General features: G+C 69.9%; 19 protein-coding genes. 5 read left to right on the top strand and 14 right to left on the bottom strand.

Features of this window, described 5'->3' with window-relative positions:
• Positions 1-33 precede the first annotated feature (33 nt).
• From flhB to ACZ5KV_RS01065, 9 genes are all read right to left on the bottom strand, one after another.
• Positions 34-1,101 carry a flagellar biosynthesis protein FlhB gene (flhB, locus tag ACZ5KV_RS01105; protein ID WP_464240499.1) on the bottom strand — a complete coding sequence of 356 codons (1,068 nt, stop codon included), beginning with the start codon at positions 1,099-1,101 and terminating at the stop codon, positions 34-36.
• An 18-nt stretch (positions 1,102-1,119) separates the two neighbouring features.
• Positions 1,120-1,899 carry a flagellar biosynthetic protein FliR gene (gene fliR / locus ACZ5KV_RS01100; RefSeq protein ID WP_464240498.1) on the bottom strand — a complete coding sequence of 260 codons (780 nt, stop codon included), beginning with the start codon at positions 1,897-1,899 and terminating at the stop codon, positions 1,120-1,122.
• Positions 1,900-1,970: 71 nt separating this feature from the next.
• Positions 1,971-3,848 (bottom strand): polysaccharide biosynthesis protein, encoded by a 1,878-nt coding sequence (locus ACZ5KV_RS01095; protein WP_464240497.1) that lies wholly within the window; start codon positions 3,846-3,848, stop codon positions 1,971-1,973.
• A gap of 2 nt (positions 3,849-3,850) precedes the next feature.
• A complete protein-coding gene (locus tag ACZ5KV_RS01090) occupies positions 3,851-4,999 on the bottom strand; it encodes a DegT/DnrJ/EryC1/StrS family aminotransferase (RefSeq protein WP_464240496.1) in 1,149 nt (382 codons plus the stop codon).
• Positions 5,000-5,083: 84 nt separating this feature from the next.
• The gene (locus ACZ5KV_RS01085; RefSeq protein ID WP_464240495.1) at positions 5,084-5,716 is read right to left on the bottom strand and encodes a sugar transferase; all 633 of its coding nucleotides are present in this window, start codon (positions 5,714-5,716) and stop codon (positions 5,084-5,086) included.
• The gene (locus ACZ5KV_RS01080) at positions 5,713-6,882 is read right to left on the bottom strand and encodes a glycosyltransferase family 4 protein (RefSeq protein WP_464240494.1); all 1,170 of its coding nucleotides are present in this window, start codon (positions 6,880-6,882) and stop codon (positions 5,713-5,715) included. The genes ACZ5KV_RS01085 and ACZ5KV_RS01080 overlap by 4 nt, the downstream gene beginning before the upstream one ends.
• Entirely contained in the window at positions 6,879-8,849 is a 1,971-nt protein-coding gene (gene asnB / locus ACZ5KV_RS01075) for an asparagine synthase (glutamine-hydrolyzing) (RefSeq protein ID WP_464240493.1), read from the bottom strand. Before asnB ends, ACZ5KV_RS01080 begins: the two co-directional genes overlap by 4 nt.
• Before the next feature lie 174 nt (positions 8,850-9,023).
• A complete protein-coding gene (locus tag ACZ5KV_RS01070) occupies positions 9,024-9,926 on the bottom strand; it encodes a peptidoglycan DD-metalloendopeptidase family protein (protein ID WP_464240492.1) in 903 nt (300 codons plus the stop codon).
• 69 nt (positions 9,927-9,995) lie between these two features.
• Positions 9,996-10,745: a tRNA lysidine(34) synthetase gene (locus tag ACZ5KV_RS01065; protein ID WP_464240491.1), complete on the bottom strand. Its 750-nt coding sequence runs from the start codon at positions 10,743-10,745 to the stop codon at positions 9,996-9,998.
• Positions 10,746-11,095: 350 nt separating this feature from the next.
• On the opposite strand from ACZ5KV_RS01065, the gene ACZ5KV_RS01060 reads away from it, so the two are divergent.
• The 4 genes from ACZ5KV_RS01060 to moaC are packed head-to-tail and all read left to right on the top strand — an operon-like array spanning position 11,096 to position 14,280.
• Positions 11,096-12,463 carry a hypothetical protein gene (locus ACZ5KV_RS01060; RefSeq protein WP_464240490.1) on the top strand — a complete coding sequence of 456 codons (1,368 nt, stop codon included), beginning with the start codon at positions 11,096-11,098 and terminating at the stop codon, positions 12,461-12,463.
• Positions 12,444-12,665: a DNA-directed RNA polymerase subunit omega gene (gene rpoZ / locus ACZ5KV_RS01055; RefSeq protein WP_464240489.1), complete on the top strand. Its 222-nt coding sequence runs from the start codon at positions 12,444-12,446 to the stop codon at positions 12,663-12,665. Before ACZ5KV_RS01060 ends, rpoZ begins: the two co-directional genes overlap by 20 nt.
• Positions 12,666-12,671: 6 nt before the next feature.
• A complete protein-coding gene (dnaJ, locus tag ACZ5KV_RS01050; RefSeq protein ID WP_464240488.1) occupies positions 12,672-13,784 on the top strand; it encodes a molecular chaperone DnaJ in 1,113 nt (370 codons plus the stop codon).
• A gap of 4 nt (positions 13,785-13,788) precedes the next feature.
• The gene (moaC, locus tag ACZ5KV_RS01045; protein ID WP_464240487.1) at positions 13,789-14,280 is read left to right on the top strand and encodes a cyclic pyranopterin monophosphate synthase MoaC; all 492 of its coding nucleotides are present in this window, start codon (positions 13,789-13,791) and stop codon (positions 14,278-14,280) included.
• A gap of 119 nt (positions 14,281-14,399) precedes the next feature.
• On the opposite strand, the gene hisF is transcribed toward moaC, so the two are convergent.
• A complete protein-coding gene (gene hisF / locus ACZ5KV_RS01040) occupies positions 14,400-15,179 on the bottom strand; it encodes an imidazole glycerol phosphate synthase subunit HisF (RefSeq protein ID WP_464240486.1) in 780 nt (259 codons plus the stop codon).
• Positions 15,169-15,813: an imidazole glycerol phosphate synthase subunit HisH gene (hisH, locus tag ACZ5KV_RS01035; protein WP_464240485.1), complete on the bottom strand. Its 645-nt coding sequence runs from the start codon at positions 15,811-15,813 to the stop codon at positions 15,169-15,171. Before hisH ends, hisF begins: the two co-directional genes overlap by 11 nt.
• A 627-nt stretch (positions 15,814-16,440) precedes the next feature.
• On the opposite strand from hisH, the gene rfaD reads away from it, so the two are divergent.
• Positions 16,441-17,412, top strand: coding sequence for an ADP-glyceromanno-heptose 6-epimerase (gene rfaD / locus ACZ5KV_RS01030; RefSeq protein ID WP_464240484.1), 972 nt, complete (start codon positions 16,441-16,443; stop codon positions 17,410-17,412).
• Positions 17,413-17,511: 99 nt separating this feature from the next.
• Here rfaD and ACZ5KV_RS01025 read toward each other — a convergent pair whose 3' ends face one another.
• The 3 genes from ACZ5KV_RS01025 to ACZ5KV_RS01015 all read right to left on the bottom strand — a co-directional run bounded on the left by ACZ5KV_RS01025 (position 17,512) and on the right by ACZ5KV_RS01015 (position 23,219).
• A complete protein-coding gene (locus ACZ5KV_RS01025; protein ID WP_464240483.1) occupies positions 17,512-18,168 on the bottom strand; it encodes a hypothetical protein in 657 nt (218 codons plus the stop codon).
• 366 nt (positions 18,169-18,534) lie between these two features.
• Positions 18,535-20,454, bottom strand: coding sequence for a DNA mismatch repair endonuclease MutL (gene mutL, locus ACZ5KV_RS01020; RefSeq protein ID WP_464240482.1), 1,920 nt, complete (start codon positions 20,452-20,454; stop codon positions 18,535-18,537).
• Between the two features lie 245 nt (positions 20,455-20,699).
• Positions 20,700-23,219 carry an LPS-assembly protein LptD gene (locus ACZ5KV_RS01015; RefSeq protein WP_464240481.1) on the bottom strand — a complete coding sequence of 840 codons (2,520 nt, stop codon included), beginning with the start codon at positions 23,217-23,219 and terminating at the stop codon, positions 20,700-20,702.
• Between the last annotated feature and the right edge of the window lie 99 nt (positions 23,220-23,318).

Raw genomic sequence — 23,318 nt, 5'->3', positions numbered from 1 at the left:
TTGACACCTTGTGGCTGGGGTTCCGGGTGGCGGTCAGTTCCGTCTGCGCTTCATCTTGTAGACCTGGGCCAGAATCTGGGCCACGGCCTGGAAAAGTTCCTCGGGGATGGAGTCGCCCACCTCGCAGCTCTTATACAATGCCCGTGCCAGGGTGACGTTCTCGCGGATGGGCACGCGGTTTTCGCGGGCCACTTCCTTGATCTTTTCGGCCAGATGGTCGGCGCCCTTGGCCAGCACCAGCGGCGCCGGGCTTTGCAGCGGGTCGTATTGCAGGGCCACGGCGATGTGCGTGGGGTTGGTGACCACCACGTCGGCCTTGGGCACGTTCTGGAGCATGCGCTTGGCCATGGATTGCAGCATCTTCTCGCGCTGCTTGCGCTTGACCTCCGGGTCGCCCTCCTGCTGCTTGTGCTCGTCCTTGACCTCGTCCTTGCTCATCTTGATGTTTTCTTCGTAGTCCCAGCGCGTGTAGAGCAGGTCGGCGATGGCGATGAGCAGCATGGGCACCAGGGCGTAGAGCACCATGCGCGCCCCGGCGTCCAGGATGTAGGCCGCCACGCCCTGGGCGTTGGCGTAGAACAGGGCGCTGGCCTTCTTGATCTCCTGGTTGAGGACGATGACCGGGGCGATGCCGATGACCAGGGCCATGAGCACGTTCTTGACCAGATTCACCAGGGTCTTGGTGGAGAGGAACATGCGCTGGAGCCCGGCGGGCACGTTGAATATCTTGGCGAACTTGGGCTCGAAGACCTTGGTGGTCCACAGCGGGCCGACCTGCAGGCGCTGGGTCAGAAAGGCCACCAGGGCCATGACGGCCATGGGCGGCAGGATCATCAGCGCCAGGTGGCCGCTGATGTCCAGGGCCAGGGTGTAGATGGTCTCGCGGTTCAGGTCCACGCCCGGCGAGGCGCTCAGGAACTGGGAAAAGACCTTGCGCATCTCGCGGTCGATAAGGTTCATGAACAGGTACAGCCCGGCCAGGCCCGCCAGCAGCACCGTGGCCTTGGGCAGTTCCATGCCCTTGGCGACGTTGCCCTCCTCGCGGGCCTTCTTGCGCCGTTTTGGCGTTGCCTGTTCTGTTTTGCTCGGGTCTTTGGCCATGGGGCACTCCTGTCGCCGCTAGCCGGCGGCCTGCATCAGGCCCTGGAAGGTGGGCCCCATGTCGATGATGAAGTCGCCCACGTGCCGGGCCAGGGTGGTGAACAGGATGCCCAGAAAGAAGAAGCCCACGGCGATCTTGATGGGAAACCCGAGGATCAGCACGTGCATCTGCGGCGCGGCGCGGCCGACCAGGGCCAGGGCCAGGTCCACCAGGAACAGGGCGGCCATCACCGGCGCGGCGATGCGCACGGCCAGCAGGAACATGTCCGCCGCCAGCTCCATGAGCCCGCCGTGCAGGGCCGGGGTGATCAGGATGCCCCCGGGCGGCACCAGGGCGAAGCTGTCCGCCAGCCCCCGGAGCAGGTAGAGGTGGCCGTCCAGGGCCAGGAAGGTCAGCAGGGTGGTCATGTAAAGGAAGTGCGAGGTGATGACCACCTGCTGGCCCGTCAGGGGGTCGATGACGTTGATCATCGAAAAGCCCATCTGGAAGCCGATGATCTGCCCGCCCGTCTGCACCGCCGCGAACAGGACGCGCACCACGAGCATGAGGCACAGCCCGAGGATGACCTCGCCCACGAGCATCAGCGCGATGAGCCACATGCTTTTGGGCATCATCTCCCCGGGGAAGGACAACTGCGGCCACAGCGCCCAGGCCAGCACGACGCACAGCGCGCCCTTGACCGTCGCGGGCAACTGCTCCCCGCCGTAGAACGGCATGAGGAACAGCACCAGACTGATGCGCATGAGCGTCAGCAGGAAGCTGAAGACGTGGGCGGGGTCGAAGACGAAGATGTCCATGGCCCGGCCACTGCAAAGGCCGGGCCATGTGACGTGAGGATGCGCTTGTGGCTATCTATCCGTAATTCAAGTTATTCTTGTGCCGTGTCCGGCGTGTATTCGGGCACGATGGCGACGAGTTCTTGGCGGATGCGCGCCCGGTCGCGGGCGGCGGCGGCCTGGCGCAGGCGCTCCAGGGCATTCTCCAGCCCGGCGGGGGCGCTGGTGTCGCTGCGCAGGACCATGATCTGCTCGTGCCCGGTGGGCACCACGCCCTCGTCGGCGGTAATCAGCTCCTCGTAGAGCTTTTCGCCCGGGCGCAGGCCGATGAAGCGAATCTCGATGTCCCGCCCGGGCTCCTTGCCCGAAAGGCGGATCAGGTCGGCGGCCATGTCGGCGATGCGCACGGGCTGGCCCATCTTGAGCACGAATATCTCGCCGCCCTCGCCCATGCTCCCGGCCTGGAGGATGAGCTGGCAGGCCTCCTCGGTGGTCATGAAGAAGCGCGTGACCTCGGGGTGGGTCACGGTCACGGGGCCGCCGCGCTCGATCTGGCGGCGGAAGAGCGGGATGACCGAACCCGCCGAGCCGATGACGTTGCCGAAACGCACGGCCATGAGCCGCGTGCCGCGCCCGCAGTGGGCCTGCATGATCTTTTCGGTGATGCGCTTGGAGGCGCCCATGACGTTGGTCGGCCGCACGGCCTTGTCCGTGGAGACGACCAGCAGCCGTTCCACGCCCCGCTCCACGGCGGCCTCCATCAGGTTCCACGTGGCCAGCACGTTGTTGAACACGGCCTGCCAGGGGTTGGCCTCCAGCATGGGCACGTGCTTGTAGGCGGCGGCGTGGAAGACGACCTCGGGCCGGTAGGTGTCCAGCACGTGGGCGGTCCAGGCCGTGTCCTGCAACGAGCCGAGCAGGGCCTCGTAGCGCTTGAAGCCGCGCTCGTGCTCCATTTCCATCTGGATGGCGTAGAGGTTGGATTCGCTGGAATCGAGCAGCAGCAGCCGCCCGGGCTCGAAGGCCGCGATCTGGCGGCACAGCTCCGAGCCGATGGACCCGCCCGCCCCGGTGACGAGCACCGTGCGCCCGCGCAGGTAGCCCGCGATGCCTTCCATGTCCAGGTGCACGGGTTCGCGGCCGAGCAGGTCCTTGTAGTTCACGTCGCGCAGGTCCTTGACCGAGACCTTGCCCTGGGCCAGCTCCGAGAGCCGGGGCAGGCGCCTGTAGGTCAGGCCCGTGGCCTCGCAGGTGGCGATGATTTCGCGCATGGCCGGGCCCGAGAGGTCGGAGATGGCGATGAGCGCCTCGCGGGCGCGGTACTGGTCGGACTCCATCCAGCGCTTCAGGGTGCGCACCGGGCCGACCACGGGCACGCCGTGCAGGGCCGCGCCCTGCTTCTCGGGGTCGTCGTCGAACAGGGCCACCACGTGCAGGTCGTTTTTCGTGGCGCCGGTGATGTCGCGCAGCAGGCGTTCGGCGGAGTTGCCCGCGCCGATGATGACGCAGCGCGTGGCCGTGGTGTGCTTGCGCGAGCGGCGCAGCACCGAGGGCAGGTCCACGAAGCCCAGGCCGTAGAACAGGCGGATGCCCACGCGCAGCCCGGCCACGAGGGCCATGGTGAAGAACCAGTCCAGGACGAACACCGAGCGCGAATAGCCCGCGAAGTTGCGCGAGAGCACCAGATAGCCGACCACCAGCAGCGTCGCGCCGGAGGCGGCCTTCACGATGTTGGCCATGTCCGTCAGGCTGGTGTAGCGCCACATGCCCCGGTACAGCCCGAAGGCCAGGAAGCAGCACAGCTTGACCACCAGCAGGGCAGGCAGGGCCGCGAACATGCGTTCGGCCTGCCAGGGCGGCGGAAAGCCCTCGAAGCGGATCAGGTAGCTCAGGACGTGGGCCGCCAGCACCAGGGCGGCGTCCATGGTGAGCAGAATATAGAAGTTGTATGATTTGAGTCTGTTGAGCATGGTCATCTCGCCTGTTCACGGCCCGTTCGGCGGACCACGTCGCACACGCGGTCCAGGTCGGCTTCGGTCATCTTGGTGTCCGAGGGCAGGCACAGGCCCCGGGCGAAGAGCGTCTCGTCGGCGCCGGAGCCCACGAAGGGCGCGTCCGCGAACACGGGTTGCATGTGCATGGGTTTCCACACCGGGCGCGATTCGATGTTTTCGGCCTCCAGGGCCAGGCGCACGGCCTCGCGCAGGCGGTAGCCCGATTCTGCGTCGTGGCCGAGCTGGGCGCAGGTCAGCCAGCGGTTGGCGCGGCCCGTGGGCACCTCGGGCATGAATTCGATCCACGGTTCGGCGCCCAGGCGCTCCCGGTAGCCCGCGAACAGGGCGCGCTTGGCCTCCACGCGTGCGGCCAGCACTTCGAGCTGCCCCCGGCCCACGGCGGCCAGCAGGTTGCTCATGCGGTAGTTGTAGCCCAGCTCGGAGTGCTGGTAGTGCGGCGCGGCGTCGCGGGCCTGGGTGGCCAGGAAGCGGGCCTTGTCCGCCACGTCCTTGTCCTGGGCCACGAACATGCCGCCGCCGCCGCAGGTGATGATCTTGTTGCCGTTGAAGCTGAACACCGCCGTGGGCGCGAAGGTGCCGGTCTGGCGCCCGGCGTGCAGGGCGCCCAGGGATTCGGCGGCGTCCTCGACCAGGGTCAGGCCGTATTCGGCGCAGATGGCGCCCACGGCGTCCATGTCGCAGGGCTGGCCGTAGAGATGCACCAGCATCAGCGCCCGGGGCATGGGCCTGCCCGCGCGGCGCCGGGCCGCCAGATGGGCCTCCAGGGCCTCAAGGTCCATGTTCCACGTCGCGGGGTCGGCGTCGACGAAGATCGGGCGCGCGCCCTGATAGAGGATGGGCGAGGCCGAGGCGATGAAGGTCAGGTCCGAGCAGAGCACCTCGTCGCCGGGGCCCACGCCCGCCAGACGCAGGGCCAGATGCAGGGCCGCCGTGCCCGAGGCCACGGCCACGCAGTGCCCGCGACCGATAGCGGCCTCGAACTCCTGCTCGAAGGCCGGGATGTGCGGGCCCACGGGGGCGATATAGTTGTCCGTGAAGGCTTGTTCGACGTAGCGCCGTTCGCTGCCGCCCATGTGCGGGGAGGACAGGAAGATTCTGTCTGACACGAGTGTCCACTCCTTGTTGCCGGGCTCCGGGATGGAGCCGATGGCGCGGGTCTATCCCAAAAAAGGGGGGCCGACAACGCCCCTCTAGGGGTTGCCGGTGAAGGGCGAACGGGTGGCCGCGCCGGGCTCGCTGACGCCCCGGCGCGAGAACACGGCGCCCACGGTGCGCGCCAGGATGGTCAGGTCCAGCAGCGGATTCACGTTGTCCACGTACCACACGTCGAGGTTGAAGACCTCGGGCCAGGTGATGGCGTTGCGGCCGTTGACCTGGGCCCAGCCGGTGATGCCCGGCAGAACCTCGTGGCGCCGGGCCTGCTCCGGGGAGTAGAGCGGCAGGTACTCGGGCAGCAGCGGCCGGGGGCCGACCAGACTCATGTCGCCGGTGAGCACGTTCCACAGCTCGGGCAGTTCGTCCAGGCTGGTGGCGCGCAGGATGCGCCCGAAGCGCGTCAGGCGCGCGGCATCGGGCAGGGGCGCCCCCGAGGCGTCGCGGGCGTCGGTCATGGTCCGGAATTTGCGGAGGGTGAAGATTTTCCCGCCCAGCCCGGGCCGGGGCTGGGAAAAGAGCACCGGCCCGCCCAGCCGGACGCGCACCAGCAGGGCCACCGCCGCCGCCACGGGCAGCCACAGCGGCGCCAGCAGCAGCACCAGGCCCACGTCCATCCAGCGTTTCCAGGCCGGGATGCGGGCGTAGAGGGTCAGGTAGGCGGTGTTCATGCGAACTCCTTGTGGACCCGGCCGTAGACCTGGACGATCTCCCCGGCCAGGGTGTCGGCGTTGAAGAGGGTTTCGGCGCGGCGGCGGCCCGCCTGACCCATGCGCTGGCGCAGGGCCGGGTCGTCCAACAGGGCGGCCATGGCCCGGGCCAGGGCCGGGGCGTCGCCCACCGACGCCAGCAGGCCGCTTTCCCCGGGGGCGACCACGTCGCGGCAGCCCGGGGCCTGGGTGGTGACGATGGGCAGCCCGCAGGCCGCGGCCTCCTGGAGGCTCACGGGCAGCCCCTCGCGGTAGGACGGCAGCACGGCCACGTCGGACAGGGCCCAGATCAGGGGCATGTCCTCGCGCCAGCCCGCGAAGACCACGGCCCCGCCCGCGCGCGCGGCCTCCAGGGCCTGGGGCGACAGGGAGGCCGGGTTGCCCGGGTCGGGCTCGCCCACGAGCAGGAAACGCGCCCGGGGGTGGCTTTCGGCCAGGGCCCGGGCCGCCTCCAGGAACTCGAACACGCCCTTGTCGCGGATCAGCCGCGCGGCCAGGGTCAGCACCACGTGCTCCGGCTCCAGACCCAGGGCCGCGCGGGCGGCCGCCACCCGTTCGGGCGCGACGGCCCCCGGGCGCAGGGCGGCCACGTCCACCCCCGTGCCCCGGACCATGAACACGGGCGTGGGGCCCGTCAGGCCGTGGGCCGCGAAGTGGGCGCGGTCGTCGTCGTTCTGGAAAATGAGCGCCGCGCAGCGCGGGCGGGTGGCGCGGTAGAGCGTGTGGAACAGCGCACGGCGCAGCCCGCCGCCCAGGCCCCGGCCCAGGAAGTTGGACCCCAGCCCGGTGACGGAATTGACCAGGGCCGCGCCGCCGCCCACGGCCAGCCGGGCGAAGATGTTCGGCTGGTGGGTAAAGGAATGGACGACCTGGGGCCGCGCGGCGGCCACGATGCGCCGCAGGGCGGCCACCGAGGCCAGGGCCGCCCCCGGGCCCAGGCTGCCCCGGGCCATGGCCCAGGGATGCACCTCGGCCCCCAGGGCGGCCACGGCCTCGAAATGCGCGTCGCGCGGCACGGCCACGTGGACCTGCGCGCCCCCGGCCAGCAGGCGGCGCACCAGGGCCCGGCGCAGCAGGGCCACGTTGACCCCGGCCGGGGCGGCCAGCAGCACGCGCGGCGCGCTCATTGGCCGTACTCCTCCAGCCAGGCCTGGAACATGAGCACGGCCCAGAGCTGGTATTGGCGGTTGGCGCGGCCCGAGAGGTGTTCGTCCAGGGCGCGGGCCACGGGGGCCGGGTTCAGGTGCCCTTCGCGGTTCAGGCGCGCGGGGTCCAGCAGGGCCCGGGCCCAGTCGCGCAGGGGGCCGCGCAGCCATTGGTCGATGGGCACGCCGAAGCCCTGCTTGGGGCGCTCGAAGATCTCCGGCGGCACGTGGCGGTAGAGCACCTGGCGCAGCAGCCATTTGCCGCGCCCCCGGCGCAGCTTCATGGCCGGGGGCAGGGTCAGGGCGAATTCGGCCACGCGGTGGTCGATGAGCGGCACGCGCGCTTCCAGGGCCACGGCCATGGACGCGCGGTCCACCTTGTGCAGCACGTCGCCGGGCAGGTAGGTGCGCATGTCCATGGCCATCATCCAGGCCGCGTAATCCGGCTGGTCGGGCCAGCGGGCGGGGTCGGTGAAGGCCGTGGGGCGCGGGGCGGCCCCCAGGGCCACGGCCTCGGGGTGCGTCCAGTACGAGGCCAGGGCGTGGAAGAACGCCTCGCGCGAGGGCGCGCCCAGGGCGGCGGCCAGCTTGTGCAGCTTGTCGCGCACGATGAGCTGGCGTTTGGCCGGGGGCCGCAGGAGTTGCAGGGCCTGCACCGCCGCGCTGACCAGGGCGCCGCCCGGGCCTTCCAGCAGGGCGCCCAGGGCGCGGCGGGCGCGCCGGGGCAGCCGCGCGGCCCGGGCCCACAGCGCCGGGGCCAGCAGGTAGCGGTTGTAGCCGCCGAACAGTTCGTCGCCGCCGTCGCCGGACAGGGCCACCACCACCTGCTCCCGGGCCAGCCGCGAGACGAGGTAGGTCGGAATCTGCGAGGCGTCGGCGAACGGTTCGTCGTAGAAGCGCGGCAGCAGCGGAATGACCTCGCGGGCCTGGGCCGGGCTCAGGCGCAGGGTGGTGTGTTCCGTGCCCAGGTGCGCGGCCACGGCCTCGGCGTGGGCGGCCTCGTCGTACCCGGCCTCGGCGTAGCCGATGGTGAAGGTCTTCACCGGGCGGGTGCTGATTTTTTGCAGCAGGGCGGTGACGGTGGAGGAGTCCACCCCGCCGGAGAGGAAGGCGCCCAGGGGTACGTCGGCCACGGTGCGCAGGCGCACGGCGTCGGTGAGCAGGGTTTCCAGGGCGTCCACGGCCTGGGCGTCGGAGCCCGCGAAGGGCGTCCGGCGCCCCCGGCGCACGGCCTCGTCCAGGGACCAGAACGCCCGGGGCGCGGGCAGGGTGCGCGCGGCCAGGTCGGCGGCGGTGAAGCGCACGCTGTGCCCGGGCTCCAGCTTGCGGAAGCCGGGGTGGATGCTCCACGGCTCGGGCACGTAGAGGGTTTGCAGGTACAGGGCCAGGGCGCCGGGGTCCACGCCGCCGGTCCAGTGCGGATGGCGGCGCAGGGGCTTGAATTCCGAGCCGAAAAGCAGGCTCGGCCCGGCAAAGCCGTAATACAGGGGTTTCACGCCCAGCCGGTCGCGCACCAGGGTCAGGGAGCGGTCGCGCCGGTCCCACAGGGCGAAGGCGAACATGCCCGTGAAGCGCGACAGGGCGTCGTGCAGCCCGAAGGCGCGCACGGCTTCCAGGATGACCTCGGTGTCCGAGTGGCCGCGCCAGCCCGTGGCCGGGGCCTGCCCCAGGGCCTCCAGCTCGCGGCGCACGTCCGCGTAGTTGTAGACCTCGCCGTTGTAGATGATGGTCAGGGCGCCGTCGGCGGAGTGCATGGGCTGTGCGCCCGCCGGGGAGAGGTCGAGGATGGACAGGCGCACGTGGGCCAGGGCCGGGCCGCCTTCGGGGTCGGCGAAGCCGCCGCTGGCGTCGGGGCCCCGGTGGTCCATGGCCCGGGCCATGGCTTCCAGCAGCGGCGCGTGGCCGCCCGGGGGCGGGGCGGGGCTCCAGTATCCGGCTATGCCGCACATGGCGGGTTCCTGCGGAGAGTGGGGCGTTGGGTCATGGCTGCTTCCTGTGGGCTCCCGGGCGATGGTTTGACGGCTGGCGGCCTGCGGCGGAGTGCCGGGGCTTGCCCAAGAGAAAGCCCTCTTGCGTTGGCGAACCGGCAAGAGGGCTGGGGGCGCGTGGTGCCGGTCGGCCGGCTAGTTCAGGATATAGCGCATGGGGTTCACCGGGACGCCGTTGAGCCGGACCTCGTAGTGCAGGTGCGGCCCGGTGCTGCGGCCCGTGTTGCCCACGTAGCCGATGAGCTGGCCCCGGGTGACCTTCTGGCCGGCTTTGACGGCCATGGAGTGCATGTGCGCGAAGCGGGTCGAGATGCCCGAGCCGTGGTTCACGGTCAGGCACAGGCCGTAGCCGCCGTCGCGCCCGGAGAAGTTCACCGTGCCCTTGGCCGGGGCGTAGATGGGCGTACCCTGGGGCGCGGAAATGTCCAGGCCCTTGTGGAATTCGCGTTTGCCGGTGAAGGGCGAGGTCCGGTAGCCGAAGTCGGAGGAAATCCAGCCCTGGGCGGGCCAGATGCTCGGGGTGGCGGCCCACAGTTCGCGGTTGTCGCGGATGACGTGCATGAGCTGCTGCTGACGCACTTCTTCCATCTGGGTGTCGGTGTTCAGTTGATGCAGGAAGTTGTGCATCTTGCGCGCCAGGAGCTCCTGGCGGTGCATGGGCAGGTAGTTCTCGGAGAAGTCCGAGGGGGCGGCGCCGCCCAGGGACGTGCCGCCGTCGCGCTCCTGGTCGAGGTTGATCATCACCCGCAGCTTGGAGTCGAAGTCGCGGATGCGCATGAGGTCTTTTTCGAGGTTCTTGATCTTGGAGGCCAGGGAGAGGAGCTGGGTGCGCTGCTCCTGAACGGTTTTCTGGGCCTCGTCCAAATCGGCCTGGGCCGAGGAATAGCCGGTGAAGTAGGTCCAGAAATAGACGTTGCTGGCGATGAGCCCCGCAGTCAGGCCCGCCAGTACGAACAGCAGCCAACCCCGCAGGCGGAGCTTTCGGGAACACCCCTCGTTATCCTTGAAGACCACGATGTGGTATTTTCGAAAAAGCATACGCCTCCCTGTCGGGCCGGGCGGTTGTTCCAAGGGAACAGGAACCCCGGCACGATAGCTTCTTGTGACCTATTGTTTCCCGTCTGTTCTGTCAAGCTGCCAGCGTTGCAGGCCCTGGAGCACGTTGGGCCGGATGTGCTTGGCGCGGCGGTAATGCTGGTCCAGCCAGCCTTCCCAGTCGGAGCGGCGGGTGGATCCGGCGCTGGGGCAGGGGTTGGACCATACGGGCAGATCGAAGGCCGTGGCGGCCTTGATGACGGTCTTTTTCTCCAGATAAAGCAGGGGCCGGATGACCTTGAGCCGCCCCCCGAAGAAGTCCTCGGCCATGCCCAGGCCGTGGACCTTGCCCGTTTCGAAAAGATTCATAAAGAATGTGGTGGCGAGGTCGTCGGCGGTGTGGGCCAGGGCCAGGTGGGTCAGGCCGTAGGTCCGGCACAGGGCGAACAGCGATTTGCGCCGCAGTCGGGCGCAGTAGAAGCAGGTCGAGGCCTTGCGGTTCTCCTCGGAGTGGGCGCGCGGGCCGTGGTCGGCCAGCTCGATGTGCGCGGCCACGCCGCGCTCGCGGCACCAGCGGGCCAGGGGCTCGTGGTTGTGCGCGTCGAACCCCGGGTTCACGTGCAGCACCATCAGCTCGAAAGGAAAGGGCACGATGCGCTGGCGCATGGTCAGCACCTGGAGCATGAGCCAACTGTCCACCCCGCCCGAGGCGGCCACGCCGACGCGCGCCCCCGGGGCGAGCATCCCGGCCTGCTGCATGAGCTTGCCCACGGCCCCCAGGCACTGCTTCTGGGCATAGGTCAACTTTCCCCAACGGGACATGATTCGTGCGTCGCCTCGCGGAGTTGTTCAGGATTTTTACGCGGAGGCCCGGCCTGGCGCCGGGCGCGTGCCGTCTGTGTACGGCAAACGCGGGCCGGACGCAACCGCCGGAAAGGCGGCCGAAGCGGGGACGGACCGCGGCTCCGGGTGGTTTTCGGGCGGCAAGGGGATGATGATGAGTGCGTTTCCCCGGTGCGCCGCCGCGCGGCTCCTGTGGGCGCGGTCCGGCCCCGTGGGCGGGGTGTCCTTTGTTCCGGGCGGCTTGACAGGACCGGGCCTGCAAATTAGGCATGGCTGCCCGCGCGCCCGTGTTGCGGCGCGAAATTTCCGCCCCTGCCCTGGGAACGAGCATGAAGAAGCGTCTTTTTGCGGCCCTGGCGGCCTTCCTGGCCCTGGGCGCCGCCCTGGCCCTGCCGCGCCTGCCCGCGCGCCACGACGCGGCCTGGCCGGAGCTTGCGCCCGGCAAGGTCGCGGCCCTGGCCGTGCGCGGCGCGGGCGGGAGCTATGCCCTGCGCGCGGGCGACGGCGGCTGGACCCTGAGCGGGACGGGCCTGGATGGGGAGTGGCCCGCCGACCCGGAGGCGGTGGCCGGGCTGGTCGAGTTCGTGAACCGCAACCGGCCCCTGGGGCGCGTGGCCGACCCCGGCCCGGAGCACGCGGGCCAGGACCGGGGCGCGGAGCTGATCATCAACGGCACGGACCGCCTGGAGCTTGGCGCCGCCGGGGACGGCGGGGGACGGCGCTACGCCCGGCGCGGCGGGAGCGGGGTGCTGCTGCCCGGGGAGTATGCCCAGGTTCTGGCCCGCCCGGCGGCGTTCTATCTCGACCTGCGTCTGCTGGCTGCGGACCCCGGGCAGGTGGAGGCCGTGACCCTGACCCGGGGCGGCGAGATCGTCGAGATGGCCGACAGGCCCGGGGGCCCGGTGTTCGTCCGCCCGGGCGGGCTGGCCGGGCAGCCTGTTTCCGCCGAGGCCCTGGGCCAGTGGCTGCGCGAAGTGGTCGCCCTGCGCGCCCTGGGGCCCGCGCCCTCAGGCGGCGCGGGCTCTGCTCCGGTCCCGGACGCTCCGGTCCCGGACGCTCCGGTCCTGCTGGTGGAGCTGCGCCTGCGCGGCGGCGGCACGCGGACCCTGGCCCTGTACGGTGCGGCCCAGGGGCCCTGGATGGCGGTCCGCAGCCCGGGTGGCGCCCATTTTCTGCTTGACCCCGGGCAGGTCGCCAAAGTAGACAGAAATGCTTTTTCGTTCGCTGATCGCCGGTTGGCCGTCCTCGATCCGGGTGCGGTCGACCGGCTGGTGCTTTCCGCTTCCGGCCAGGAGTTGCGCGCCGAGCGCAACGGCAGGCGCTGGCGGGGCCAGGGCGTTCCCGGCGAGTTGACGGGGATTGACATGCTCCTGTGGCGCCTTACAGATTTGCAGTACGAATCCGGCCCGTTGGCGGCCGGGGCGCCCGGCGCGCGCGAGGGCCTGCGGATGGACCTGGGCCTGCGCGGCGGGGCCCGGTGGGAGTTCGTGTTTCATATCGACCCGGGGTTGCCCTCGGGGCGGTGTTGGGTGTCCGTCGGCGGTCAGCCGGGGCTCTACCGGATTCCGGACCAGATTTACAAGGATTTGAAGGGCCTTTTGCCTTCGGCGCCGAAGGCGGGCTCAAACCAGAGTGCCCGGACCAGCCGGGCCCGCAGCTTTGCCAAGGGAGACGCACATGGCCAGAATCACTGTTGAAGACTGCCTTGAGAGGGTCAACAACCGCTTTCTCATCGTGCAGATGGGCATCAAGCGCGTGAAACAGTACCGCGAGGGCTACGACACGCTGGTGCCGTGCAAAAACAAGGAAGTGGTCTCCTCCCTGCGCGAGATCGCCGCCGGGAAGGTGCTGCCCTCGGACGACCTCAGCGAGATCGGTGTCGCGGCGGACAACGGGTAGCGGACCATGGCCAAGGCTGACTACTACGAGGTGCTGGGCGTCGCGCGCGAGGCATCGGACGACGAGGTCAAGCGGGCCTACCGCAAGAAGGCCTTCGAGTTCCACCCCGACCGCAACCCCGACGACCCCGAGGCCGAGGTGCGCTTCAAGGAAGCCGCCGAGGCCTACGACGTGCTGCGCGACCCGGACAAGCGCGCGCGCTACGACCGCTTCGGCCACGAGGGCCTGGGCGGCAACGGCGCCCACGGCTTTTCCAACGCCGAAGACATTTTCAGTTCCTTCTCCGACATTTTCGGCGACCTGTTCGGCTTCGGCGCCGCCTCGCGCGGCCCGCGCCCGACCCAGGGCTCCGACCTGCGCTATAACCTGCGCATTTCCTTCCGCCAGGCCGCCAAGGGCGACAGCGTGACCATCAAGGTGCCGCGCAACGTGCCCTGCCCGGACTGCGGCGGCAGCGGCGCCGCCCCCGGCACGCGCCCCGAAACCTGCCGCCACTGCGGCGGCACGGGCCAGGTCGTGCAGTCCCAGGGCTTCTTCCGCGTGGCCACGCCGTGCCCCTCGTGCCGCGGCAAGGGCCAGATCATCGCCGAGCCCTGCCCCGGCTGCCGGGGCGTGGGCATCGTGCAGCAGATCCGCGAGCTGGCGGTGAACATCCCCGCCGGGGTGGACAACGGCTCGCGCCTGCGCCTGCGCGGCGAGGGCGAGCCCGGCATCCACGGCGGCCCCCCCGGTGATCTCTACGTGGTGCTCTACGTGGAGGAGGACAAGACCTTCCGCCGCCAGGGCCAGGATCTGGTGCATACCATCGAGATCGACATGGTCGCCGCCGCCCTGGGCACCAGCGTGGAAATTCCCACTCTGGACGAGCCCGAGAAGCTGACCGTGCCCAAGGGCACCCAGAACGGGGCGGTGTTCCGCCTGCGCGGGCTGGGGTTGCCCTTCGTGAACCGCGGCGGCATGGGCGACCTGCTGGTGGAAGTCATCGTGACCACGCCGACGGGCCTTTCGCGCCGCCAGGAAGAGCTGCTGCGCGAGTTCCTCGAAATCGAGGAGGGCAAGGTGGGCAAGAAGATGAAGAACCTCTTCAAAAAGGCCGTGGACAAGGCCATGGGCGGGTGAGGCCATGAGCGGGACGGGCGGACTGACGCATATCGACGGCTCGGGCGACGCGCGCATGGTCGACGTGGGCCACAAGGCCGACACCCGCAGGGTGGCCCTGGCGGGCACCACGGTGCGCATGTCCGCAGCGACGTTCGCCCTGCTGCGCGAAAACGCCCTGCCCAAGGGCGACGCCCTGGCCACGGCCAAGGTCGCGGGCATCCTGGCCGCCAAGCAGACGCATACGCTCATCCCCATGTGCCATCCGTTGCCCCTGTCCTACGTGGACGTGCGCTTCACCCCCGTGGAGGCCGAGTCGGCCATCCACGTGGAGGCCGAGGCGCGCACCACGGGCCCCACGGGCGTGGAGATGGAGGCCCTGATGGCCGCCCAGATCGCCGCGCTGACCATCTACGACATGTGCAAGGCCGTGCAGAAGGACATCCTGATCACGGACTGCCGCCTGCTGCACAAGAGCGGCGGCAAGAGCGGCACCTACGACGCCCCCGGGCGCTGACCCCGCGCGCTGTCCGGGTGTTCGTGCCCCCGCGCCAAAGGCCCCCGGAACCTCGGTTCCGGGGGCCTTTGCGCGGATGCGCGGGCGTGAGCTTCGCCTTCCCGCCCGCCGCCGCTGGGCTACCAGACCTCGCGGACCTTCACGCCCCGGGCCTTCATGACGTTCTTGCAGTCGCGGATGGAGTATTCGCCGTAGTGGACGATGCTGGCGATGAGCGCGGCGCTGGCGCGGCCCTGCTGGCAGGCCGCGGCCATGTGCTCCGGGGTGCCCGCGCCGCCCGAGGCGATGACCGGGATGGACACCGCGTCGCAGATCATGCGCGTGAGCTTCAGCTCGTAGCCTTCCTTGGTGCCGTCGGCGTCGATGGAGTTGACGCACAGCTCGCCCGCGCCCAGGGCCTCGGCGGTCCTGGCCCACTGGATGGCGTCCATACCCATGCGCTGGCGTCCGCCGTGGATGACGATCTCGTAGCCCGAGGGGCAGGCTTCCGAGGGCGGCACGGCCAGCACGTCCATGCCGACCACGATGCACTGCGACCCGAAGGCCGCCGCGCCCCGGCTGATGAGGTCCGGGTCCTTCACCGCCGGGGAGTTGATGGACACCTTTTCGGCGCCCGCCAGGAGCACGTCGCGCATCTGCTCCACCGTGCCGATGCCTCCGCCCACGGAGAAGGGGATGAAAATCTGCCTGGCGACCTCTTCCACGACCTTGAGCATGATGCCCCGGCCCTCGTGGGAGGCGGTGATGTCGTAGAACACCAGTTCGTCGGCGCCTTCCTCGTAGTAGGTGCGGGCGGTGGCCACGGGGTCGCCGATGTCGATGTTGTCCTTGAATTTGATGCCCTTGGTCAGGCGTCCGTCGCGAACGTCCAGGCAGGGGATGACGCGCTTACTGAGCACGGGCGGCCTCCTTGCAGTAGGCGGCGAAGTTGGCGAGCAGGGCCAGGCCCGGGCGGCCGCTTTTCTCGGGGTGGAACTGCACGGCCCACAGGCCTTCGCGGCCGTGGATGGAGCAGAATTCGATGCCGTAGTCGGTCGTGCCCAGAACGTATTCCGGCGCCGGGGCCGGGTAGTAGCTGTGCACGAAGTAGAACTCCGAAGCGGGGTCGATGCCCGCGAAGAGCGGCTCGGCGGGGTTCTTGAGGGTCACGCGGTTCCAGCCCATGTGCGGCACGCGGATGGGCACGCCGTCCTCGTCGGCCCAGGAGGGGTTGAACATGCGGCACTCGCCGGGAACGATGCCCAGGGTGGTGGTGTCGTTCTCCTGGCAGTAGTCGAGCATGATCTGGCAGCCAACGCAGATGCCCAGAAGCGGCTTGCCCGCCGCGATATGCCCGGCCAGGGCCTCGTCCAGCCCGCTGGAGCGCAGTTGGCCCATGGCCTGCCCGGCGGCGCCCACTCCGGGGAAGATGAGGCCCGAGGCGGTGCGGATGCGCTGCGGGTCGGCCGTGATTTCGCAGGCGATGCCCAGGGAATCCAGAGCCCGGCGCACCGAGGTCTGGTTTCCGGCCTTGTAGTCGAGGATGGCGAGCATGAGCGGTTCTCCGTTGCGGTGAGGGCCGGGCGGCGGCGCCCGGAATGCGCGGGACGCGGCGTTCCCCGTGCGTTCCCGCGCGGGCGGGGCCTGCCGCGAGGCGGGCCTCCGGGCGCAACCGGCCGTTCGGGCGGCACTCCCGCCGGGCGGGACGGCCGCGCGCACCCGCGTGGGTACGGCCTTCGCGCAATAGTAAAAATCCGCCGTCAAGACAAGGGGCGGGCAGGGCGTTTCGCCAATTTTGCCAAAACATCGCGGCGGGCTGAGGCCGGGGCGAGGTCGCGGAAAAGCCGGGGGAAGGCAGCGCGCGGCAGGCGCGGTGCCCTTGGGGGCAACCGGGAACACGGGGCACTTCTGTCCGGAAACATGGATAAAACGTTCAGTGTCGGTGCTCCGGTTCCACGGGGCTGGTCGCCCCGGGTGCCCTGGCGGCTTGCCCTGCGGCGCCGGGGAGGGTAAGACAGGGCGGCCGCGCCCGGGGCCCCCGGCCAGGGGCCCAGCCCGAGGCTCCAAAAGCCTGGGGCCGCCAATTCCGGGCCCTCGGGGCCCTCCCGGGGCGCCGGGCCCGCCCCGGCCCGCACGGCCCAACCCGCAACTCCCGCGCTCCGGCGCGAAAAGGAAGGCAGCATGCATATCGTCACCGGCGGCGCCGGGTTCATCGGCAGCGCATTCGTCTGGAAACTGAACCGGATGGGCATTACGGAGATCGTGGTCGTGGACGAACTGGGCACCAGCGAGAGCTGGAAGAACCTGGTCGGCCTGCGCTATGCGGACTACCTGCACAAGGACGCCTTCCTGGACCTCGTGCTGCACGACGAGTTGCCCTTCGAGGTCGAGAGCGTGACGCACATGGGCGCCTGCTCCTCGACCACCGAGCAGGACGCCGACTACCTGATGGAGAACAACTACCGCTACAGCGTGACCCTGGCGGCGTGGTGCCTGGAACATGGCGTGCGCTTCATCAACGCCTCGTCGGCGGCGACCTACGGCGACGGCTCGCGTGGCTTTTCCGACGACGAAGCCCGCCTGGGCGAGCTGCGCCCGCTGAACATGTACGGCTACTCCAAGCAGCTTTTCGACCTCTGGGCCCAGCGCGAGGGCGTGCTCGGCTCCCTGGCGAGCCTGAAGTTCTTCAACGTCTTCGGGCCGAACGAGTACCACAAGGGCGACATGATGAGCGTCATCTGCAAGGCGCACACGCAGATCGGCCAGACCGGGAAGCTCAAGCTCTTCAAGAGCTACCACCCCGACTACCCCGACGGCGGCCAGATGCGCGATTTCGTCTACGTGAAGGACTGCGTGGACGTGATGTGGTGGCTTTTGGAGCACCCGGAGGTCGGCGGCGTGTTCAACGTGGGCACCGGCCGGGCCCGCACCTGGAACGACCTCGCCCGCAGCGTTTTCGCCGCCATGGGCCTGCCCGAGGCCATCGAATACATCGACATGCCCGAGCAACTGCGCGGCAAGTACCAGTACTTCACCCAGGCCGAAATGACCAAACTGGCCGCCACCGGCTGCCCCGTGCGATTCACCAGCCTGGAAGACGCCGCGAAGGACTACGTGCAGGGCTATCTGGCGCGGGAGGAGCGGTATCTGTAGAAATCGGGCGCCGGAGCCCCGATTACGCCGGGCTACGCGCCACGCAAAAGGGCTCCCCCGCATGGGGGAGCCCTTTTGCGTGGCTTGCTGCCGGGGAGGCTACCCCTCCCCCTCGCCCAGCAGGTCGTCCAGTTCCACTTCCGCGCCGCCGGGGGCGAAGAGGGCGGGGACGATCATGCGTTTGCCCTTGCTGTCGTCGTGGCCGGGGGTCATCGGGCGGCCCGCGTAGCTCAGGCCGGTGATGAGTTTGTCCTCGTGGCCGAACTCGGCGAAGCTTTCCATGGCCACCGCCAGTTGCGCGGGGTCGAAGTCGCCCTCGAAGCCGTCGAGCAGGAAGGTTTGGGCGCCCTTGTCGATGGAGCCCATGAACAGGAGCACCTCGCCCTCGCCCAGCTTGTGCAACAGGGCGCGCTGGGACACGGGCGTTTCGGCGTGGCTGACCTGCGAGGGGTAGATGGTCTGCTCCTGGCCACCGGTGCGGACCAGGATGCGCATGCCGCCCTCGAAGACATAGGCCGCGCGGTGGTGGAACTTGCATTCCTCCCACCAGCCGTTCCAGTCGTAACCGACCTGCTGGGCGAACTTGCGCGCCAGTTCCTCGTCGAAATAGAGCACGCCCTTGAAGCAGTTGTGGGCGAAGTAGGGCGTATTGTTCTTGCCGTGGCAGTGGCGGGCCACCCGGGCCAGGAAGGCGCGGGGCACGGCGGAGATGGCGACCTCGTTCTTGTAGCCTGCGATCTCGATGCTCAGTTGCACGGGGAAACTCCTTGCGTGGCGGGGGGATGCATTCCTGCTTCGGGCGATGATAGCCCCGGGCGCGGCTTTGGCGCAAGCAAAACCCGGGGCGCCGGGCATGGGGGCGCTGCCGCCGGGCTGTGCGTACGGGCGGGCCGCCTGCGCAGACGGCCCGTGCGGCGAGGCCGGAACTCCGGACCGCGGGCCAGCGCGCCACGGGGCTTCCATGCCGGAAGCCGCATGCAACGGGGACGGCTCCGCCCGCGAACGCTCCGGCGGCCTTTCACCGGCGCGCCCCTGAGGTGGAGTTGCAAGGCGTTGCTCACGCCCCAGCCCGGGCGGGAACTGGGTGGTTCGCGCTGTAACGCGGAGTGATTCCCGGCTCGGCTAGGCCTTGCGCTTGAACAGGCGTTCCAGGTCGGCGGGGGTCCAGGCGATGCGTACCGGGCGGCCATGGGGGCAGTAGTCGCGCCCCGGCACGGCGCGCCAGGCTTCCAGCAGGGCCAGGGCCTCGTCGCGCGCCAGGGCCTGCCCGGCCTTGATGGCCGCCTTGCAGGACATCAGCGCCCACAGGTCGCGCACGTCGCGCGACTGGCCGCTGACCGCCGCGCGCAGGTAGTCCTTGGCCCGGGCCACGGTGAGCAGCGGGGGGATGGCCGTCACGCGCAGCAGCTCCGGCGCCGGGCGGGCGAGGCCGAAACCCAGGCCGCGCAGGCCCTCCCAGAGTTCGTCCAGCCGCGCGGCCTCGGCGGGGTGCAGGGGCAGGTCCAGCGGCACGGCCAGGGGCTGGGCGTCGCCGCGCGTCTGGGCCCGCTCGAAGCTGTGGTAGAGCACGCGCTCGTGGGCGGCGTGCTGGTCCACCAGCGAGAGGGTGCCGTCGTGGTGGCGCAGGATGAGGTAGGTGTCGGCCAGTTGCCCGAGGTACGTGGCCGGGCCGCCGCCCAGGTCGTCCAGGGTCGGGCCCGGGGGGGGCGCGTCCAGGGCCGGAGCGGGCGCCGGGGCCGGGGCGTCCGGGCGCGGGCCCGGGCCGGGTTCGGCCAGCCGGTCGGGCCCGGTGAAGTCGCGGGAGGCCGCCGCCCCCGGGCGCGGGGGCAGCCCGAAGCCCAGGCGCTCCTCGCGGGCCACGGTGCGCGTGTATTCGCGCCAGGTGTCGAAGCCCGGGCGGGTGTCCGCGCGCGGGGGCAGGTCGTCGTGCGTGGCCGGGTCGCCCGGGGCGGCGGGCGTCGTCTCCGCCGGGCCCGCCCCGCCGCGCAGGGCCTCGCGGACCCCGGCGCCGGAGCCCGGGGCGCCGTCCATGTGCCGCTCCAGGGCGCTGGCGATGGCCCGGCGGACCACGGAGAAGACCAGGGATTCGTCGCGGAAGCGGACCTCGGTCTTGGCGGGGTGGACGTTTACGTCGGTGGCGCCCGGGGGCAGCTCCAGGAAAACCACGGCCTGCGGGTATTCGCGCGAGAGCAGCCGCCCGGTGTAGGCCTCGCGCACGGCGCGCAGCATGAGCCGGTCCTGCACGGCGCGGCCGTTGACGTAGAGCAGGATGCGGTCGGCCCGGCCCTGGGCGGCCTGGGGGTCGCCCGCCAGCCCGTGGGCCCGGCAGCCGTCGCGCTCAAACCCGAAGGGCAGCAGCGCCCCGGTCACCGCCGGAGGCCAGGCCACGGCCAGCCGCTCGGCCAGAGTCTGCCCCGGGCGCATGGCGAAGATTTCCCGCCCGCCGCTGGAAAAGCGCAGGCCCACGTCCAGCCGGGCCAGGGCCAGCCGGAACAGGGCGTCCTGGCAGCGGCGGGCCTCGGTGGCCGGGGATTTGAGAAACTTGAGCCGCGCCGGGACGCTGACGAACAGGTCGCGGACCTCGATGCGCGTGCCCGCGCGCAGGGCCGCCGGGCCCCGGCCCGCCTCGCGCCCGGAGTCCACCTCGATGAAAAAGCCCTCGGCGGCCCCGCGCGGCACGGAGGTCAGCTTCAGGCGCGACACCGAGGCGATGGACGGCAACGCCTCGCCCCGGAAACCGAAGCTGGAGATCGATTCCAGCTCGCGCACGTCCATGATTTTGCTGGTGGCGTGGCGGGTCAGGGCCAGGGCCATTTCCTCCGGGGCCATGCCCCAGCCGTCGTCGGCCACGGTCATGGCGCCCTGGCCGCCCTGGTCGATGCTCACGTCCACCTGGGTCGCCCCGGCGTCGAGGCTGTTTTCCACCAGTTCCTTGAGCACCGAGGCCGGGCGCTCGACCACCTCGCCGGCGGCGATCTGGTTTTGCAGTTCCGGAGGCAGGACCTGGATGGGGCGGCGCGGGGCGGCGGGCTGGCTGGGCATGAGCCTATCCTAGCCCAAAGCCGGGCCGGGCGCCAGGGGGCGCGGGGGCCCCGGGGCGGCGGCTCCGGCGCGGGGCGGCCCCGGGCGTCCCGGAAGGCCGCTCAAAACGGCGACCTGCCGCGGTAACGGAAAAATCCAGGCCGCCTGTGCATGCGGGATACACTGCGCGTCCTGGATTTTTCCGTTCCCCTGCACCGCACCGTGTTTGAACGGCCTGCATTCTTTGAGTTTTTCAAAGGCTTCAGCTAGAAGGTCAGGCCCATGAGCTGGACCCGGGCCTCGAAGCGGTCCTCGAAGGGGGTGTGGGTGTAGTAGACCGTCACGTCCCAGCATTGGTGGGTGTAGGTGGCGTAGTAGGTCTGCTCCAGGTCGGTGTTGTCGTCCAGGTCCGCGCGGTAGACGAACCCGGCGGACCAGCGCCGCGAGGCGATGATGTCCAGCCCGAAGCGCAACTGGCGGATCTTCCTGCGCGTGCGCGACTGGTAGGTCTCGGGCGTGTTCAGGAAGTCCAGGCCGAATTCCGCCCGGCCCACGTCCTCCCAGTAGCCGCGCAGCAGATGCTCGTGGCGCGTGATGTCCGAGGTGTAGGGCGACCAGTAGCTGCTGTTGACCAGCGAAACCCACTGCCCCGGCGAGACGAGCAGTTCGGCCTTCACGTCGCTGAAGGGCCGCCGGGGGTATTCCTCGACCTTTTCCGTGCGCGTGGCCTCGCGCAGGTCGAAGGTCTGCTTCAGGTTCAGGCGCAGGAACTCGCGGTAGTCCGCCAGGAGCAGGGGCGTTCCCTGGGGCAGGCCGTCCTCGCCCAGGGGGGCCTCGGGGTCGCGGGTGATGATGTAGCGCTCGCGCTTGCGGTCCAGGATGTTGGACAGGGAGTAACTGATTTCATTGCGGGCCGAAAGGCGGTCCAACTCGTCGAAGAAGGGCTTGGTGGACTGGGAGACGTAGGGGGCCCAGTCGTATTCCAGGCGCGGCTGCACCGCGTGGCGGATTTTGGTCCAGCGGCCCTTGTCGCGCACGGCGCGGAACTGGTCGTCGTCCGAGAGGTTGCTGCTCAGGAATTCGTCGGACAGCAGGCTGCTGTCGCGCAGGCGGTCATCCAGCGTTTCGTCCTGCCGGTCCGCCTCCGCGGCCAGCGCGTCCATGGTGGGCGGCTCGGGCGAGGGCGCCAGGGTGAAGACCTTGAAATACTCGGTGAAGGCCATGACGTTCATGGTCGGCATGGTCCGCGTGGTGAAGCTGTCGTCGTGGCTGTCGGCGGGGTGGTTCTCGTAGCCGCTTATGAAGTAGGCCGTCTCGCGCAGGCCCAGGGTGGGGATGACCGAGACGTTTCCGGCCCGCACGGGCAGGCTGACCTTGGGGTACATGTCCACGCGGGTGCCCTGGGTGCCGTACTGGCGCCAGAAGTGGGTGGCCCCGGTTCCGGCCTCGAACTCCAGCGGGCCGGAGAACAGGCGATCCTTCCACAGGTAGGCGTGCAGTTCGGGCAGGGTCTGGACCGAGGGGTCCTCGTCCTTGTCCTTGTTGCCGTTGCGGTAGCTCAGGTTCTGGGTCCAGGCGGTTTTGGCGACCACGCCGCCCGCATCCCACGAGCGGGAGAGCATCGCGGCGGACTCGCGTTCCAGAGCGTCGGCGTTGGCGATGTTGCGCGAAAATTCTTCAAGGAATTCCTGACGGTTTTTGGCGAAGCCGGTTTTTCCGATCTTGAATTCGCGCAGGTAGTTCTGGTCCGAGACCCAATCGATGTCCAGCTTGGCCTTCCAGTTGGGGTCGAGCAGGTGCGTGTCGAGCTTGCCGCGCACCCAGTAGCGGTCGGCATTGGGGCGCACCAGCCCGTCGCGCTGGAACTGGCTGTCCTCGTCGGCCCTGGTGGGCTCGCGGATGGCGTCGTTCAGGTAGTCGATGCGCCACAGGCCCTTGGTGCCGGTGTTGGGGGTGTGGCGGAACTCCAGGCCCTGCATGAGCCCGCGGTCGCTCATCCACGTTTCGTAGAAGGTGGCGTCGGCTTCGTCGCTGATGGCCCAGTAGATGGGCTGGTTGAAGGTGAAGCCGTTGCGCGAGCTGGTGCCCCATTCGGGCAGCAGCAGGCCGGACTGGCGCTTGCCCTTCACGGGCAGGATGGCCATGGGCGAGTAGACGGTGGGCACGTCGCGCACCAGCAGGCGCGGGTTCCACAGCCAGGCGTAGCCCTCCAGGGTGATTTCACCCTCGTCCATGGCGATGGACCATGCCTCGCCGGGGTCGTCGCAGGCCGTGACGCGGGCTTTCTTGAAGGAGTAGTGGTCGCCCTCGTGTTTTTCGATGTGTTCGCCCTGGAAATAGAGATGCTGCTCGGCGACGAAGATTTCGCCGTTCTTCAGCCAGCCGACCTTGTTGCGCAGGTCGAACTCGGCCTCCTCGGCGCGCAGGCGGTCCATGGACCAGTCGATGTCCACATTGCCCACGAGGTGGACCCAACCCGTGGCGCGGTAGTAGGTGGCGTGGTCGGCCTTCAGGATGTTGGGCCCCTGGGTCAGCACGACGTTGCCGTCGGCCTGGAGCACCTCGGTGTCGTGCTGGGCGGCGAGGTTGTCGGCCTTGATCTGCCAGGGCTGGTTCTTGCTTTCGGTTTCGAGCTGGTCGGCCAGCATGTCGCCCTCGGCCCGGGCGGACGGGGCGGGACAGGCCAGCAGGGCCAGCAGGGCCACCACCAGGGCCAGGGCCCCCAGGGCCGCAAGGGGCGGGGCCTCCGGGCGTTTCGGGCGACGGGGCGGGTGCGGTTCGGTCATGCTCTGCCTTGGGCTGCTGACGTGGGCTGGCGGCGGCCAGCGTGACGATGCCGCCCTGCTTATCACAGCCGGGGCGAAAAGAACAGTGGAAGACCGGAC

It is taken from the genome of Desulfocurvus thunnarius (assembly GCF_055390965.1).
This window is presented reverse-complemented; position numbering and strand designations above follow the sequence as displayed.